The organism is Maribacter sp. ACAM166 (genome assembly GCF_005771495.1).
Lineage (GTDB): Bacteria > Bacteroidota > Bacteroidia > Flavobacteriales > Flavobacteriaceae > Maribacter.
This window is the reverse complement of sequence record NZ_VAUW01000007.1, coordinates 1-15,753: the sequence shown is the minus strand read 5'-3', so window position 1 is coordinate 15,753 and position 15,753 is coordinate 1. Positions and strand designations below refer to the sequence as shown.

Below are 15,753 nucleotides of genomic sequence, written 5' to 3'. Positions count from 1 at the left end.
CCTTATTTTCAGGATTATTTTTTAAAGACATTCTGTTTATGATTTTAATAGTAGATAGTGGCGCAACCAAGTCAGACTGGATTGCCCTAAATGATAAAGGAGAGCAACTTTTTTTAACGCAGACATTAGGGTTAAGTCCAGAGGTGTTGACTAAAGATGTTATTGAAGATCGCTTGGCCAATAACTTTGAACTTTCTAAGAATCGGGAAAAAGTGTCCCATCTTTATTTTTATGGAGCTGGCTGTGGAACGGATCGTATGAAAACGTTCTTAAAGGCAATTTTTAAGGATTTCTTTCCTAATGCTAAGGCTGATATAAAGGAAGATACGTACGCTGCAATATTTGCTACTACTAAGGTAGGTCATCAAGGTATTGTCTGTATACTTGGTACAGGTTCGAATTGTAGTTACTACGATGGTAATCAATTATTTCAAAAAGTGATTTCATTGGGTTACATACCAATGGATGATGGAAGTGGAAATTATTTTGGACGTAAATTGATTCGAGATTATTACTTCCATAAAATGCCTGCTGACTTAGCACACAAATTTGCAAAGCAGCATGACTTGGATCCAGATGTAATCAAAGAGAACCTATACAAGCAACCTAATCCTAATACCTATCTAGCCACTTTCGCTCGCTTCTTGATAGAGAATAAAGAGCATCCCTATGCAAAAGGTGTTATTGATAAAGGCTTTCAGCAATTCATCAATAACTACGTAATGCAATTTGAACTGGCTACTAAAGTACCCATCAATTTTGTAGGAAGTATTGCCCATTATCTTAGGGACGAGCTAACCTCTGTGTTGCTAAGAAATGATCTTATAGTTGGAGTAATTCGACAAAGACCTATTGAGGGCTTGGTTGAATTTCACCGATCAAATATGTAACAATCTATTTTACGGCGATCATAGCTATTTCAACATTTACAAACTTGGGTAAGTTTGCAACTTCTACGGTTTCTCTAGCGGGCGCAGTTTCAGAATTGAAATAAGAACCATATACTTCATTTACTTGAGCGAACTGGTTCATGTCACTTAAAAATATAGATGATTTCACGACATGTTCAAAGGTCATTTTAGCTTCGGTTAAAATGGCCTTTAAATTTTCCATTGATTGTTCTGTTTCCTTTTTAATGTCACCAGAAATCAATTCTCCTGTGGTTGGATTTATAGGTATTTGACCTGAAATATACAATGTTCCATTACTCAAAATTGCTTGATTATATGGGCCGATTGGGGCTGGAGCATTTTTAGTATTTATTATTTTTTTCATTATAAATTTTAATTTAGTTAATTTCTAATAGGTTGACTTCTATTTTCCCACTTAAGATCTTTAAGAATCGAAGCATCTATTCCAATAAAGAAATACCATCTTTTATACTGTCCAAAAGGAGTCCAGTTAAAACGCATCGAGAAACTTTTTAAATCACGTTGAAAACGTAGTTGGGTTAATGTGAACCCATTATTTTTAAAGTCATAACCAGAAGAGCCACCAATTTTCCATCTTGGGGCTAATTCAATATCCCCAGAAAACATTAGTGAGTGGCTACTAAACTCACTTTGCCTAGCTGAATTGAGGTAACTGGCAGAATAAGCCAATCTCACGTTCCAAGGTATTTTTGTTCCGTAAATGGGGTTTTCGACATCTTGATTTTTATCTTTATTGCGTAAAGGGTTGTCGTTAAAACTATCTGCTTTACCAAATAAATCATCGTCTCTACCACCACTTTGGGCTACATAATCAAAAGGGTCTTCCTCTTCTTCCTCTTCATCATCGTCATTTTTACCAAACATATCACTACTAATAGAATATGAAATATTCGCATTTGCCCTGGTTAAACGAAAAAGACTACCGCCATTATCTGCATTCCATGTGTCAATTCTAGTGCCATTATTATCTATGGCATACGGATCTAGGGCAGCAGAAAAGTTAATCGACATTTTGTTGTCGAGAATATTTGTACCACCATTTATGTTAAGTGGATTTAGTCGTAAGGAATCAGATTCAAAATTATAACCTGTTGAGATATTGAAATTGCTTAATAATGAAACTTTTTTAGGTTCTATTTTTGTAGAATCTTTGTCCCGTACTTTGGCTTCTAAAGTATTGGCTAAAGAAAACCCTAAACTATTTGATTTGCCTAATGAAGGTGCGCCATTTAAGGTTCCTTGAAATCGGCTAAATTGAACTACATCCCCTTCACCATCTATGTATTCATCATAAAATTGGTCGAAAGATGGAGCGTAACCATAGCTGATAGATGGTCGCATTGTATGACGAATTGCTTGTATCTTTTTGTCTTCTCCAAGGTCAAAAGTTCCATAGAGAGTGGTTCCTATACTAGTGCTAAAATTATACTTATTGTAGCGGTCAAAACCGTTAATGGTATCCGTGACTATAGTTTCGTTTTCTGAATCAAAACGTTTGTTATAGGTCTCTAAGGTCCAAACATCTTCATAATTACCACCGACACTAACACTAAAAAATTTAGCTACCTTGAAGTTGGTACTTACGGGAATACGATGTCGTGAGCCAACTTTAGCATTATCAAACATTCTACCGGTTAAAAAGTCATCATCGTTGGTTGTTAGCCTATTCTGTGCATTTACATCATATTGAAAATTGATGTTCTGTATAATGCCCTTTTTTATGCCATCTCTTTTTGCAAATGGAAAAATACGCTCCATACTTGCCTGAAATGTTGGCAGGGTCATGGTAATGTTATCATTAATATTTGCTGTTGCATTCGGTGAGGTTAATTGTGAATGAGTAGCAGTCATGCTCATATTTACCGATGGATAGGCCGGAAATGTCTTTGAGTATGATATAGAAGATGATAGCGTGTTGTTTTGCGTGTTGGGTAAATTTCTTTGTTGCAAAGAGTTCCTATAATATTCACTACTACCTAGGTTAACCGATGCCGAAAACCTAGAATTAGGACTTGATTTTGGATCTTGGGAATGTGAAAATTGAATGTTATAGTTTCTTGATAAACTGTAGTCACTAAAGCCTTTTTGACTTCGAACTTGATTTTCGTATCGTAAATTAACATTACCCCTATATTTATACCGCTTCGTATATATAGATGCGGTCCTAAAAGCATAACTACCGTTTGTATAAAAATCACCCGAAAGGGTTACATCTGCATAATCGCCTAATGGAACATAATAGCCCATATCTTGTAAGAAATAGCCTGTATTAGGGTCGTTACCAAAAGAGGGCATCAAAATACCTGCAGACCTTCCAACGGATAATGGAAAATAAGCAAATGGCATAGCTATCGGCGTAGGCACATCGGCAATATATAGGTTGCTAAAACCGGCAATTACTTTCTTTTTTGGCACAAATTTTGCTTTTCTTACCCTGATGTAATAATCGGGGTTTATAGTATCTGTAGAGGTTGTCAGTTTTCCTTCACTTAAAAAGTAAACTGAGTCATTTTCCTTTTTAGTGATTTCGGCATACACTTTCATGGCATCACTACCCAATTGACCTGCAGCTGCTTGTTGTTCAGTTCGTGAGTTCCAAATTAGTGCTTTTTGAGAATCAAAATTAAATCGAATAGAATCTGGTATGATAATGTTCGTACCTTGTTTAAAATAGGGTAGTTGACTATAATTACCCAAAGAGTCTTTAATTCTACCAGCATAGACCTCATTTTTGATATAATCCATTATGATTATTCCAGCCTTAATTTCGGTATCTTGATAGTATATTTCAGCCTCGTTGTAGAGGTATATTTTATTTTCTTTTTGACTTAATTTGACATAATCCTTTGCTTTGTAGGTGATTTTGTCTAAAAGTAACGGTGGCTTCCGGTTAAGTGAATCTTTAGCCAAAGAATCGGTAGCAGTTGAATCTCTACTATTTAGGGAAGGGAATAGGGGTGCGCTTATTGAATCTTTTTGTACCTTAATATTAAGCGTTGTAATCTTACCTTCTTGTGCATGAGCATAAAAGCATGCAACAAAAATGACAAATAGGAAAAGTAAGTAGTGTTTGTTTGATTGCAAGGCTATATATCCTATTTTTGTAAAGGTTTGGCAGTCCAATGAGCCATTGTTTCAGATGTCAAACTTACATATATTTTTTATTCCCTATGTAGGGTGTTACAATAAATTTAACCATTATCAGGGCTATATAATCCCTAGTACTTATGAAAATAAAATCTATTTGCTTTTCACTTGTTTTGGCAGTGTCATTATTGATTCAATCTTTTTCTAGCCCCAAAGAAGAAATAAAATCAGAAGACCCTTTCATTGTTGTACTGGATGCCGGACATGGTGGACATGACCCAGGAAATTTGGGAAATGGATATTTGGAGAAAAAAATTGCGTTACATATTGTTTTGAAAGTCGGTGAGATTTTATCGAAGAATAAGGATATTAAAGTTATTTATACACGTAAAGATGATACGTTTATTGATTTGTTTGTTAGGGGAGAGGTTGCTAATAAGGCTAATGCTGATTTGTTTGTCTCCGTTCATTGTGATTCACACACTTCAGATGCTCATGGTGCCGGAACTTTTGTGCTTGGATTGCACGCAAATAAGCAAAATTTTGAAATTGCCAAGAAGGAAAACTCCGTTATTTATTTAGAAGATAATTATGAAAACCGATATGCGGATTATGATATCAATTCACCAGAATCTGTAATTGGTCTTACGATTATGCAAGAGGAGTTTTTAGACCAAAGTGTGGCACTGGCTACGATGATTCAAGAAAATTTTTCCAATTCATTAAAAAGAACCGATAGAAAGGTGAAGCAAGCTGGGTTTATTGTTTTGCATCAAACTTTTATGCCTAGTGTCTTGGTAGAAACGGGCTTTTTAACGAATAAAGATGAGGGTGCTTATTTGAATTCAAATAAAGGGCAGGCCGATATGGGAGGTGCTATCGCCAAGGCAATATTGAACTATAAAGAGGGTGTTCAGCCAACTGTTAAAGCGGTTGAAACTATAGTCTCAAAACCAAAAGCAACGGCTGTAACGGAAGAAATTACAGAGAAGGTTGATGGCGAAAAAGATGTAATTACAGTTGGTTCAAATGGTAAAGTTGCAGAAATTAAGAAACAAAAATCTATAACCGACGATAAACCTAAACAGGCTATTACTTCTAAAGAAGTGGTAGCCTCCATTATGTTTAAAATTCAATTAATGGCGAGTAGTAAAAATTTGCAGCTTAATGGGGCTAATTTTAACGGTCTCTCTAGCCTTTCACAAGAGCCTTACAAAAACTTGTATCGATATATGTATGGGGAGACAAGGTCGTATAGAGAAGCGAAAATGATGCAATCCCTTGCAGTCGATAAAGGATATAAAACAGCGTATATTGTAGCATACAGGTTGGGGGAGAGGATTTCTATTAAAGAGGCAATAGATGAGGTTTCTGAATTAACCCCTTAAAGTGTGAATTTTATTCCTAATTTTGAGTGTACCAAAAATATAATTGCTTGAAACTATCTAGAGAATTAAAAACAGGAATTATCGTAATAGGAGGAATTCTATTGTTTATCATGGGATTCAGTTATTTGAAATCTACTCCTATTTTTGACAATAGCAAAACTCTGTATGCCATTTACCCTAATGTCGGCGGACTTCAGTCTGGGACTACGGTTTCAATTAATGGATTTAGCGTCGGTAAAGTGAACAACATAAAATTTTTGGACGAAAAGGGAAATCTATTAGTAACTTTTAACGTTAGTAATGATTTTAAGTTTTCTAAAAATAGTATTGTAGAGCTCTATGATACGGGTATAATAGGAGGTAAGGGATTGCAAATTAGACCTGTTTTTGATGCAACTGGTTTAGCTCAATCTGGTGATACGTTAAGAACCGAGACTAGACCAGGAATTACCGATTTGGCACAACAAAAATTAACACCGTTAGTGCGTAAATTTGAATCTGCTATTTCTGGTGCAGACTCTGTTTTGGTAAATGTAAATTCTGTTTTGGATACGAATACTAAGAAAGAATTAAAAGAGGTTATTGTTGGTTTGAACGATTTAATAGTAAGTCTTAATGGTAGTGCAGCTTCTCTTAATACCATATTAGTGGATAATAAAGATAAATTAAATAATTCTTTTAAGAATTTTGACGTGCTTACTTCAAATTTCGCAAAGCTTTCAGATTCTATAAATGCCGCAGGATTAGGACGAACTTTAGCACGTCTAGAATCTACAATGACCAGTTTGGATAATGTAGCCCAAAAAATCGAAAATGGAGATGGTACGCTAGGGCTACTAATGACAGACAAGGAATTATATACTAATTTAAATAGCACGACTAAGGAATTAGATCTTCTTTTACAAGATTTACGATTAAATCCTAAGCGGTATGTGAACGTTTCAGTTTTCGGTAAAAAACAAAAGGATTATACAGTTCCTGAAGACGATCCAGCTGAGAAAATAGAAGAATAAATTTATGCAGTATCTCCCAAACATCCTCTTTGTTATTCTCCTACTCGTAGGTATAGGTTTTTTTGTGAAGAATATTTCAAAGTTAAAACGAAATATATTCCTTGGTAAGGATGTTTCTGTATCCGACAATAAAGCCCAACGATGGACTAATATGGCTAAGATAGCCTTGGGTCAAACTAAAATGGTTGTTCGCCCTATTGCTGGTGCGCTTCATGTAATTGTTTATGTTGGTTTTGTAATTATAAATATAGAAGTTCTTGAAATAATTCTTGATGGTATTTTCGGTACACACAGATTGTTTTCAGTTTTAGGTCCTGTTTATGATGTACTTATTGCTTCATTCGAAGTATTGGCTTTACTTGTAATTATTGCAGTGATTGCTTTTTGGGCTAGAAGAAACCTTATTCGTTTGAAACGGTTTATTAAACCAGAAATGGAAGGATGGCCTAAGCAAGATGGAAATCTTATTTTATATATTGAATTAGTATTAATGGTTTTGTTCTTGACTATGAACGCCGCCGATTATCAATTGCAGCAAATGGGAGCAGTTCATTATGTGAAAGCAGGTGCTTATCCTATTGGTAGTATAATAGCTCCGTTATTTGAGAATATCTCCATGTCAACTTTAATAGTAGTAGAGCGTACGGCTTGGTGGTTGCATATTGCGGGAATTTTATTTTTCCTCAACTATTTATATTATTCTAAACATTTACATATTCTTCTTGCATTTCCAAATACGTATTATGGGCGTTTAATGCCAAAAGGTCAATTCAAGAATTTGCGATCTGTTACAGATGAAGTTCGTATGATGATGGACCCAGATGCTGACCCGTATGCAGAACCTGCAGAAGACGCTGCGGTACCAGATAAGTTTGGTGCTTCTGATGTTCAAGATTTAAGTTGGGTACAATTATTAAATGCATATACCTGTACCGAATGTGGTCGGTGCACAGATGAATGCCCTGCCAGCCAAACCGGTAAAAAATTATCGCCTCGAAAAATTATGATGGATACCCGTGACCGTTTAGAAGAAGTGGGTAATATTATGGATAAGAATAACGGGGAGTTTAAAGATGACGGAAAACAGTTGTTAAACGATTATATTACTCCAGAAGAATTATGGGCGTGTACTACCTGTAATGCCTGTGTAGAAGCATGTCCGGTAAGTATAGACCCTTTGTCCATTATAATGGATATGAGACAATATTTGGTAATGGAACAATCTGCTGCACCAACAGATTTAAATAATATGATGGGTAATATTGAGAATAATGGAGCACCTTGGCCATTTAACCAAATGGACCGCTTAAACTGGAGTAAAGAATCTTAAAGAATACTATGGCAAATGAACTAAGAGTGCCTACAATGGCAGAATTTTTTGCGTCAGGTACGATGCCTGAAGTTTTATTTTGGGTAGGTTGTGCCGGTAGCTTTGATGATAGGGCAAAAAAAATAACTAAAGCCTTCGTTAAAATTCTGAATAAAGCAAATGTTTCATTTGCAGTCTTAGGTACAGAGGAAAGTTGTACTGGAGACCCGGCCAAACGAGCTGGAAATGAATTTTTGTTTCAGATGCAAGCTGTTACCAATATCGAAGTGCTTAATGGGTATGAGATAAAAAAAATTGTTACGGCATGCCCGCATTGCTTTAACACCATAAAAAATGAATATCCTGGTTTAGGAGGTACTTATGAAGTAGTTCACCATACGCAGTTTTTAAAACAACTGCTTACTGAAGGCCGAATTTCTATGGAAGGTGGTATGTTTAAAGGAAAGCGAATCACGTTTCATGACCCCTGTTATTTAGGAAGAGCAAACGACGTTTATGAAGCTCCACGAGACTTAATTAGAAAATTAGATGCTGAGTTGGTCGAAATGAAAAGCTGTAAACAAAGAGGTCTTTGTTGCGGCGCCGGTGGGGCTCAAATGTTCAAGGAGCCGGAAAAAGGCGACAAGGATATTAATATTGAACGTACCGAACAAGCGCTAGATGCTAAACCCGAGATAATTGCTGCAGGTTGTCCTTTTTGTAATACCATGATGACCGATGGTGTTAAAAATAAAGAAAAGGAAGATAGTATTGCAGTAATGGATATTGCAGAATTGATTGCAACCGCAGAAGATTTATAAAATACACACGACATAGTTTCAATTTGAAAAATAAAATAATTTGCTAGTAGAATTTAACACATTACCCGAAACTGCCAGAGTCTGGATTTATCAATGTAACCGGTCTTTTTCTGAAGATGAATTATTGGAAATCCGTACAGAATTAGATTCATTTATAGAAAATTGGACCGCTCATGGCAATGATTTAAACGCTGGTTATGAAATAAAATATAAAAGGTTTATAGTTATTTCGCTAGACCAAAGTACACAAGATGCTACAGGTTGTTCTATTGATGCTTCTGTTCATTTTATTCAACAATTAGAGAAGAAGTACGACGTAATGTTGCTTGATAAAATGAATGTGTCCTACAAACAAGGTGAATTCGTTGCGTATAAAAGTCTACTTGATTTTAAGGCGATGGCAAAACAAAAAGCCGTTTCAAAAAACACAATCGTCTTTAATAACTTGGTAACCAATAAGGGGGAATATCTTGAACACTGGGAAGTACCTGCTTCCGAAAGTTGGCATGCTCGTTTTCTATAATAGCTTTCCTCCTAGCACTTATTATTTATTGGGTTTTATCGGTGAAATACAATAATTTCATTCTAGTTATCTCCATACATACATTACTATGCGCTTTATTTTACTTTTAATTTTTGGGTTATTAGCTGATTTTAGTGCTATTGCACAAAATCCGTTGGTTACAATAGATAGCCTTGCCCAGCAACGTTGGGTGACTTTGCAATATGACCAAATGTCATTAGATGAAAAATTGGGTCAATTATTTATGGTAAGCGTAGCTTCCAATCAAAATAAACAAGCGACAAACCAGATAAAAAACTTGGTTGTAAAAGAGCATTTAGGTGGTGTAATTTTTTCTAAGGGAGGACCAGTTAGACAGGCGAAATTGAACAATGAATATCAATCGGTCTCAAAAATTCCATTATTGATTGGAATGGATGCGGAATGGGGTCTTTCAATGCGCTTAGATTCTACCTACGCATTTCCATGGAATATGACCTTAGGCGCTATTCAAGATAGTGCTATAATTGAAAAAGTAGGGTATCAAATAGGTAAGCATGCCGCTAGACTTGGGGTGCATATTAATTTTGCTCCAGATTTGGATATTAATACAAATCCAAAAAACCCAATTATCGGTAACCGTTCTTTTGGTGAGAATAGAGATAATGTAGTTGAGAAAGGTATCGCATTTATAAAGGGTATGGAGCGTGCAGGGGTTTTGGCAAATGGAAAACATTTTCCTGGGCATGGGGATACTGCTGTTGATTCCCATCATAATTTACCGGTTATTCCTTTTTCTAAACAACGTCTTGATAGTTTGGAGTTGTATCCATTTAAAAAACTTATCGAAGCGGGATTAAGTAGCATTATGGTTGCTCATTTAGAAGTGCCAGCATTAGAACTTAAAAAGGGACTGCCATCGTCTATTTCAGAGCAGATTATTTCTGGTCTGCTGAAAGAAGAGATGGGTTATGAAGGGTTGATTTTTACAGATGCGCTAAATATGAAAGGTGTATCGACCAAAGGTGTTGATGGTGAAGTTGAATTGGCAGCATTTATGGCAGGAAACGATATGCTTTTAATGCCTGAAAATATTGTAAGCGCCAAGCAAAAATTAATAGGTGCCTATAAAAAAGGAAGATTGACCGAAGGTCGTTTAGCATATTCGGTCAAGAAAATATTAATGGCTAAATACAAAGCGGGTCTAAACAATTATAAGCCTGTAGTGCTTGAAAATTTATATAAAGACCTAAATGGTTTGGATAATGATATTGTATACGAAGAGGCTATAGAGAATGCTATTACTGTATTAAAGAACCAAATGGATTTACTAGCCATTAAGAACTTGGACAATAAGAAAATAGCCTATGTTAAATTTGGGGATGCATCAAACGATGCATTTGTAAAAGGAATTAAAAACTACGCAAATGTAACGGTAGTAGATGCAAATGATATAAATACGCTAAAGATTAAATTAAAGGAATTTAATCTTGTAATTGTAGGGCATCATAAAAGCAATGAAAGCCCTTGGAAGGCCTATAAATTTTCTACAAAAGAGCTGAATTGGTTGCAGGAAATAGCAAATGAAAGAACCTCTAATTTAATACTGTGTGTATTTGCTAAGCCTTATGCTTTGTCAGATATTCAAACGTTTCAAAGTATTGATGCCGTCGTTATGGCTTATCAGAATAGTGATATTGCTCAAGAAAAAACTGCTGAAATACTTTTTGGTGCATTAGGCGCGGCGGGTAAATTACCAGTAAGTGCTACTAAAGAATTTCCAGTTAATACAGGCTTGCACACCACATCACTGAGCAGGTTAGGGTATAGTATACCAGAAAGGGTTGGTTTAAGTTCAAAAGGCTTGCAAAAAGTTGACCATATGGTTGAGGGTGGCTTGGATAGTTTGATGTTTCCTGGTGCACAAATTCTTATCGCTAGAAAAGGAAAGGTGGTCTATCAGAAAAGTTTTGGGAAACCTACATACGACAGTAAGGAGAAGATTACTAATGAATACCTCTATGATTTAGCTTCATTGACTAAAATATTGTCAACATTACCAATGGTCATGAAAATGGAGGAAGAAGGAAAAATCGAACTGAATGACACCTTTGAAGAATTAGTTCCAAATTATTCAGATACTGAAATAAAAAATGTAACCGTTCTAAAAGCTTTATCCCATTATGGGCGTCTGCCTGCATGGATTCCTTTTTATATTAGCACGTTAGACAAGAATAGAAAGCCTTCATCCGAATTTTATCGAAATGCTCCTATACCAGGATTCTCAACAAAAGTTTATGATAACCTTTATTTGGCAGATGCTTATCAAGATTCCATTTACAATAGAATAGGAAGACAGGATTTGAAGTCGAACCGGTATCGTTACAGCGATGTACCTTACTATGTAATGAAGAAAGTGATTGAGGAAAATTATGGTCAATCTTTAGATTATCTGTCTAACAAATTTCTTTATAGTCGCTTAGGAGCCTATCGAACGGGGTATAATCCACTGAGTAGATTTGAGAAAGATGTCATTGTTCCTTCAGAAGAAGATGATTATTACAGATACGGTACCGTACAAGGGTATGTTCATGATATGGGGGCCGCAATGCAAGGCGGAGTAGGAGGGCATGCGGGTCTTTTTAGTAATTCGAATGATATCGCAAAAATTATGCAAATGTATTTGCAAGATGGGTATTATGGTGGAACTAAGTTTTTCGATTCTAGAACGGTTAAGAAATTTAATACCTGTTATTTTTGTGACAAAAATGTTCGGAGAGGCGTTGGCTTTGATAAACCGCAATTAGAACACAGTGGGCCTACCTGCGGTTGTGTGTCGAGAAAAAGTTTTGGACATAGTGGTTTTACGGGTACATATACATGGGCAGACCCAGAAGAAGAGATTGTTTATGTCTTTTTATCCAACAGAACTTATCCATCTGCATCGAATACCCTATTAGTTAAATCTGCGTTAAGGACAAGAATTCAACAAGTGATTTATGACTCAATTTTAAATTAAAAACTAATTTTGTAGTAATGAAAATAGCAATAGTATGTTATCCTACCTTTGGTGGTAGTGGCGTTGTAGCAACAGAATTAGGAATTGCATTGGCAAATAGAGGCCATGAGGTTCACTTTGTAACCTACAAGCAACCCGTTCGCTTAGAATTATTGAGTAATAAAATATTCTTTCATGAAGTTCATGTGCCAGAATATCCACTCTTTCATTATCAGCCTTACGAATTGGCATTATCAAGCAAATTAGTAGATACCATCAAGCTTCATAAAATAGACTTATTACATGTGCATTATGCGATACCACATGCCTATGCAGGGTATATGGCCAAGAAAATGTTGGAGGAAGAGGGTATTTATGTCCCAATGATAACAACGTTACATGGAACCGATATTACCTTGGTTGGTAAGCACCCAGTCTATAAACCGGCGGTAACCTTTAGTATCAACCAATCTGATGTTGTGACGTCTGTATCTGAAAGTTTAAAGAAAGGAACCTTGGAGATTTTTGATATTAAGAAAGATATTGAAGTCATCCCTAATTTTATAGACACCAAAAAGTATAGTACATCATTTACGGACTGTCAGCGTTCTAATATGGCTAGTGAAGATGAGCGCATTATCACCCACATAAGTAACTTTAGAAAAGTAAAGCGAATTCCTGATGTTATAAAAGTGTTCAGTAAAATTCAATTAGAAATACCTTCTAAACTTATTATGGTAGGTGAAGGACCTGAAAAAGAAGGTGCTGAACGTTTATGCGAGGAATTAGGGATAGCGAATAAGGTTATCTTTTTAGGGAATAGTAATGAAATAGATAAAATTTTATGTTTTTCAGATTTGTTTCTTTTGCCATCAGAAACAGAAAGTTTTGGACTTGCGGCTTTAGAAGCTATGATTAATAAAGTTCCGGTGATTTCAAGCAATGCTGGTGGTATTCCTGAGGTTAACAAAGAGGGGGTAAGTGGTTTTCTTAGCGATGTAGGCGATATTGAGGACATGGCATCTAAAGCAATTACTATTCTAAAAAATGATGATGTATTGGAAAGGTTCAAGATGAATGCGCTTAAGGAGGCACATAGATTTGATATACAGAAGGTACTGCCTTTGTATGAGGAAGTTTATGAAAGGGCTTTTAAAGGTCGTTTTAAAAATACTTAAATCTATTATTCCTATAGGCTATATCCATTATACTTTTTTGGCTTCCTGTAAAGGCCAACATCTGAATAACCGCTCTAATGTTGATGCTATGCAATTAATAGTACAAGATAATTATGGTGGAAGTAAAGAAGAAGAATTTTTAGTATTTAAGGACCAAGCTAGCTTAACTGATTTTTTTGAAATATTAATAGAACAAGAAAGTAGTAATTCCTGTTCCCGAAATAGATTTCACAAAAGAATTGGTTATTATATGGAGTCTAGGAGAACATAAAAGTAATCGTCAATAAAAACTTCGGATAGTACGACAGTAGTATTGAAGTAGGTCGCTTTCAAAGCAACTACGAATACGACCACAATTACAAGGCTATTTCAGATATATAAACTTTCTTAAGAGACCAAAAGCATTCACAAAGAGTGAAGATTTATTGATATTTCACAAAAATTCAACCCACTATCGATTTTAAGTGCTATTCAAAGTACTTTTTTATAGTATTCAATCCCTTTCCACTAAGTTTACACTTTAATCCCAAATTTATAAAAATGAAAACTTTTAATTTTCTTATTTTACTCGTATTGATAGGGCTCAGTTTTCCGGCCTTTGCTCAAGATGATCTTCAAATTACCGCCAAGGACAGTATCGTCCAAAGTTCATGGATGATAGGTGTTGGATTCAATGCCGTTGATGATGCTGGAAATGTTTTTGATGGTTTTTTTAATATAACTGATGAATGGAATATGGTTCCCTTTCCTTCAAGGGTCAGTATCGGTCGTTATTTTAAAAATGGGTTAGGAGTTGAAGCCATTGGGACGTATAATACATACCAAAAAGGAAATACTATTGATAATAGGGTGAACTCGGAGAGTATAGATTACTATGGTCTTGATGCAAGAATTACGTATGATTTGAATAAAATAATAGGACAAACAGGTTGGTTTGATCCCTATGTTGGTATTGGAGCCGGTTATACGGATGCTGATAACTTGGGTCGTGGCACCTACAATGCTGTTGTCGGATTCAGGACGTGGTTTTCGGATCGATGGGGCTTGGATTTTAGTTCTTCTGGTAAATGGGCTATGAGTCAATCGGATGGAGCATCCAATCATATTCAACACGCAGCAGGGGTTGTTTATCAATTTGGGATAGAAAAAGGTTTATCTAAAAGAGGTGAAGAAAAGTTAGAACTTTTGGCAGCTATCGAAAAGGAGAAGCAACGTCAAATGGATTCTATTGCAGAGGTTAACAGATTAAAGGACGAAGCACTGCTGGCGGAAAGACTTGAAAAAGAAACTGCATTAGCTGCTGCTGAAAAAGCAAAATTAGACGCCCTTATTAAGAGAAAAGACGATATAAGGTCAAGAATCGATAATTTGGGATATGTGTATTTCGATTTTAATTCTTCCAAAATAAACAAAAAATCTAAAACCATTATAGATTCTTTGGCAATGATGCTGGAGGAAATCCCAACCTTGAAATTAAAAATAACCTCGCATACAGATGCTAGAGGAGCGTCTAAATATAATGATTGGCTCTCCCAACGAAGGGTAGATAATACAAAAGCGTATTTATTGGGCACTGGTACAGCGGCTTCAAAATTATTAACAGAGGCTTATGGAGAACGAAAGTTATTAAATGAGTGTGATGATACTACGTATTGTTCAGAGGAGAAACATGCTTTAAACAGAAGGTCGGAGTTTATAATTACTGATTTTTAGTACATAATTTAATTTTAGTAAAGTCCGTTAGATAAATATGCTTCTAACGGGCTTTTTCTATAATCGGATTTTAAATATGTATACAGTAAGAATTTTATAATTATAATTTGGATTTATCCTACGGTGAACGTGAAAATCGGGGATACTGATTCGTTTCCTATGCTATTTTTCGTAACTATATTCCAATAATAGGTCTTTCCAGGATTCACTGCAATTCCATTAAATCTAGTTTCAACTACATCTGTTTCGAACAAGGTTGGGTCAGTAGATTCACCAAAGTATACATTATACCCAATAATGTCATTATCAAAATCTTCGGATTTCCAAACAAGGTTCACTGTGGTGCTTGTCCGAGATATAGATGCTCCATGTTTTGGACTTGCAACAAAAAAGTGGACAATTAGATAAGAGTTATGCTGCTACATTTTAATTATACATTTCTAGTTCAAATTCTTTAATAGTTTTATACCCCAAAGAGGAGTGTATTCTTCGTCTATTATACCATGTTTCGATCCATTGAAAGTCAGATAGCTCTGCTTCAGATCTAAGGCAGTAATTGTGTTTATATACTCATTCTACTTTCAAACTCTTAAAGAATGATTCAGCTACAGCATTATCCCAACAGTTACCTTTTCTGCTCATACTTTGTTTTACCAATCCATTATAGCTTTTTAGAATATTGGTAAATTTATAACTAGCATATTGAGAACCTCTATCTGAGTGAAAAATGAGTTGTTCTGTAATTACATTAGATTTTATAGCCATATGCCATGCAGAAATAATGGTATCCTGTGTTGTTAAATTATCGCTCA

At 35.4% G+C, this 15,753-nt stretch carries 13 protein-coding genes and 1 pseudogene; 10 read left to right on the top strand and 4 right to left on the bottom strand.

The genetic code is table 11. The annotated features are described in order from the left end of the window. Positions 1–38 precede the first annotated feature (38 nt). Complete coding sequence (locus ES765_RS07160; protein WP_138112689.1) at positions 39–890, top strand: N-acetylglucosamine kinase; 852 nt, start codon at positions 39–41, stop codon at positions 888–890. Positions 891–894: 4 nt separating this feature from the next. Here the strand turns inward: ES765_RS07160 and ES765_RS07155 are convergent, their stop codons facing one another. Together ES765_RS07155 and ES765_RS07150 are read right to left on the bottom strand one after the other, a co-directional pair. Next, positions 895–1,275, bottom strand: a complete 381-nt coding sequence (locus tag ES765_RS07155) for a RidA family protein (RefSeq protein ID WP_138112687.1) — start codon at positions 1,273–1,275, stop codon at positions 895–897. A gap of 17 nt (positions 1,276–1,292) precedes the next feature. Next, the gene (locus ES765_RS07150; RefSeq protein WP_249356265.1) at positions 1,293–4,055 is read right to left on the bottom strand and encodes a putative LPS assembly protein LptD; all 2,763 of its coding nucleotides are present in this window, start codon (positions 4,053–4,055) and stop codon (positions 1,293–1,295) included. A gap of 104 nt (positions 4,056–4,159) precedes the next feature. Between ES765_RS07150 and ES765_RS07145 the strand changes: the two genes are divergently transcribed. The 9 genes from ES765_RS07145 to ES765_RS07105 all read left to right on the top strand — a co-directional run bounded on the left by ES765_RS07145 (position 4,160) and on the right by ES765_RS07105 (position 14,941). After that, positions 4,160–5,407 (top strand): N-acetylmuramoyl-L-alanine amidase, encoded by a 1,248-nt coding sequence (locus tag ES765_RS07145; protein ID WP_138112683.1) that lies wholly within the window; start codon positions 4,160–4,162, stop codon positions 5,405–5,407. Between the two features lie 47 nt (positions 5,408–5,454). Further along, positions 5,455–6,420 (top strand): MlaD family protein, encoded by a 966-nt coding sequence (locus ES765_RS07140; protein ID WP_138112681.1) that lies wholly within the window; start codon positions 5,455–5,457, stop codon positions 6,418–6,420. 4 nt (positions 6,421–6,424) lie between these two features. Further along, positions 6,425–7,750: a (Fe-S)-binding protein gene (locus ES765_RS07135; protein WP_138112679.1), complete on the top strand. Its 1,326-nt coding sequence runs from the start codon at positions 6,425–6,427 to the stop codon at positions 7,748–7,750. 8 nt (positions 7,751–7,758) lie between these two features. Then, positions 7,759–8,550, top strand: coding sequence for a (Fe-S)-binding protein (locus ES765_RS07130; RefSeq protein WP_138112677.1), 792 nt, complete (start codon positions 7,759–7,761; stop codon positions 8,548–8,550). Between the two features lie 40 nt (positions 8,551–8,590). After that, positions 8,591–9,073, top strand: coding sequence for an ABC transporter ATPase (locus ES765_RS07125; RefSeq protein WP_138112675.1), 483 nt, complete (start codon positions 8,591–8,593; stop codon positions 9,071–9,073). Positions 9,074–9,161: 88 nt separating this feature from the next. After that, positions 9,162–12,071, top strand: a complete 2,910-nt coding sequence (locus ES765_RS07120) for a glycoside hydrolase family 3 N-terminal domain-containing protein (protein ID WP_138112673.1) — start codon at positions 9,162–9,164, stop codon at positions 12,069–12,071. A 17-nt stretch (positions 12,072–12,088) separates the two neighbouring features. Then, positions 12,089–13,228 carry an N-acetyl-alpha-D-glucosaminyl L-malate synthase BshA gene (gene bshA, locus ES765_RS07115; protein ID WP_138112671.1) on the top strand — a complete coding sequence of 380 codons (1,140 nt, stop codon included), beginning with the start codon at positions 12,089–12,091 and terminating at the stop codon, positions 13,226–13,228. After that, complete coding sequence (locus ES765_RS07110) at positions 13,191–13,499, top strand: hypothetical protein (RefSeq protein ID WP_138112669.1); 309 nt, start codon at positions 13,191–13,193, stop codon at positions 13,497–13,499. Before bshA ends, ES765_RS07110 begins: the two co-directional genes overlap by 38 nt. A gap of 269 nt (positions 13,500–13,768) precedes the next feature. After that, positions 13,769–14,941 (top strand): OmpA family protein, encoded by a 1,173-nt coding sequence (locus ES765_RS07105; protein WP_138112667.1) that lies wholly within the window; start codon positions 13,769–13,771, stop codon positions 14,939–14,941. 113 nt (positions 14,942–15,054) lie between these two features. On the opposite strand, the gene ES765_RS07100 is transcribed toward ES765_RS07105, so the two are convergent. Both ES765_RS07100 and ES765_RS07095 read right to left on the bottom strand, forming a co-directional pair. Further along, positions 15,055–15,300 carry a hypothetical protein gene (locus tag ES765_RS07100; RefSeq protein ID WP_410504424.1) on the bottom strand — a complete coding sequence of 82 codons (246 nt, stop codon included), beginning with the start codon at positions 15,298–15,300 and terminating at the stop codon, positions 15,055–15,057. Positions 15,301–15,367: 67 nt separating this feature from the next. Beyond that, positions 15,368–15,753 (bottom strand): annotated as a pseudogene (locus tag ES765_RS07095) (integrase core domain-containing protein); the annotation flags it as partial.

What these genes read in the sequence shown, in the direction of transcription:
- ES765_RS07160 (WP_138112689.1), top strand. Translation starts at nt 39, where the DNA reads ATGATTTTAATAGTAGATAGTGGCGCAACCAAGTCAGACTGGATTGCC.
- ES765_RS07155 (WP_138112687.1), bottom strand. Translation starts at nt 1,275, where the DNA reads ATGAAAAAAATAATAAATACTAAAAATGCTCCAGCCCCAATCGGCCCA.
- ES765_RS07145 (WP_138112683.1), top strand. Translation starts at nt 4,160, where the DNA reads ATGAAAATAAAATCTATTTGCTTTTCACTTGTTTTGGCAGTGTCATTA.
- ES765_RS07135 (WP_138112679.1), top strand. Translation starts at nt 6,425, where the DNA reads ATGCAGTATCTCCCAAACATCCTCTTTGTTATTCTCCTACTCGTAGGT.
- ES765_RS07130 (WP_138112677.1), top strand. Translation starts at nt 7,759, where the DNA reads ATGGCAAATGAACTAAGAGTGCCTACAATGGCAGAATTTTTTGCGTCA.
- ES765_RS07120 (WP_138112673.1), top strand. Translation starts at nt 9,162, where the DNA reads ATGCGCTTTATTTTACTTTTAATTTTTGGGTTATTAGCTGATTTTAGT.
- bshA (WP_138112671.1), top strand. Translation starts at nt 12,089, where the DNA reads ATGAAAATAGCAATAGTATGTTATCCTACCTTTGGTGGTAGTGGCGTT.
- ES765_RS07110 (WP_138112669.1), top strand. Translation starts at nt 13,191, where the DNA reads ATGAAAGGGCTTTTAAAGGTCGTTTTAAAAATACTTAAATCTATTATT.
- ES765_RS07105 (WP_138112667.1), top strand. Translation starts at nt 13,769, where the DNA reads ATGAAAACTTTTAATTTTCTTATTTTACTCGTATTGATAGGGCTCAGT.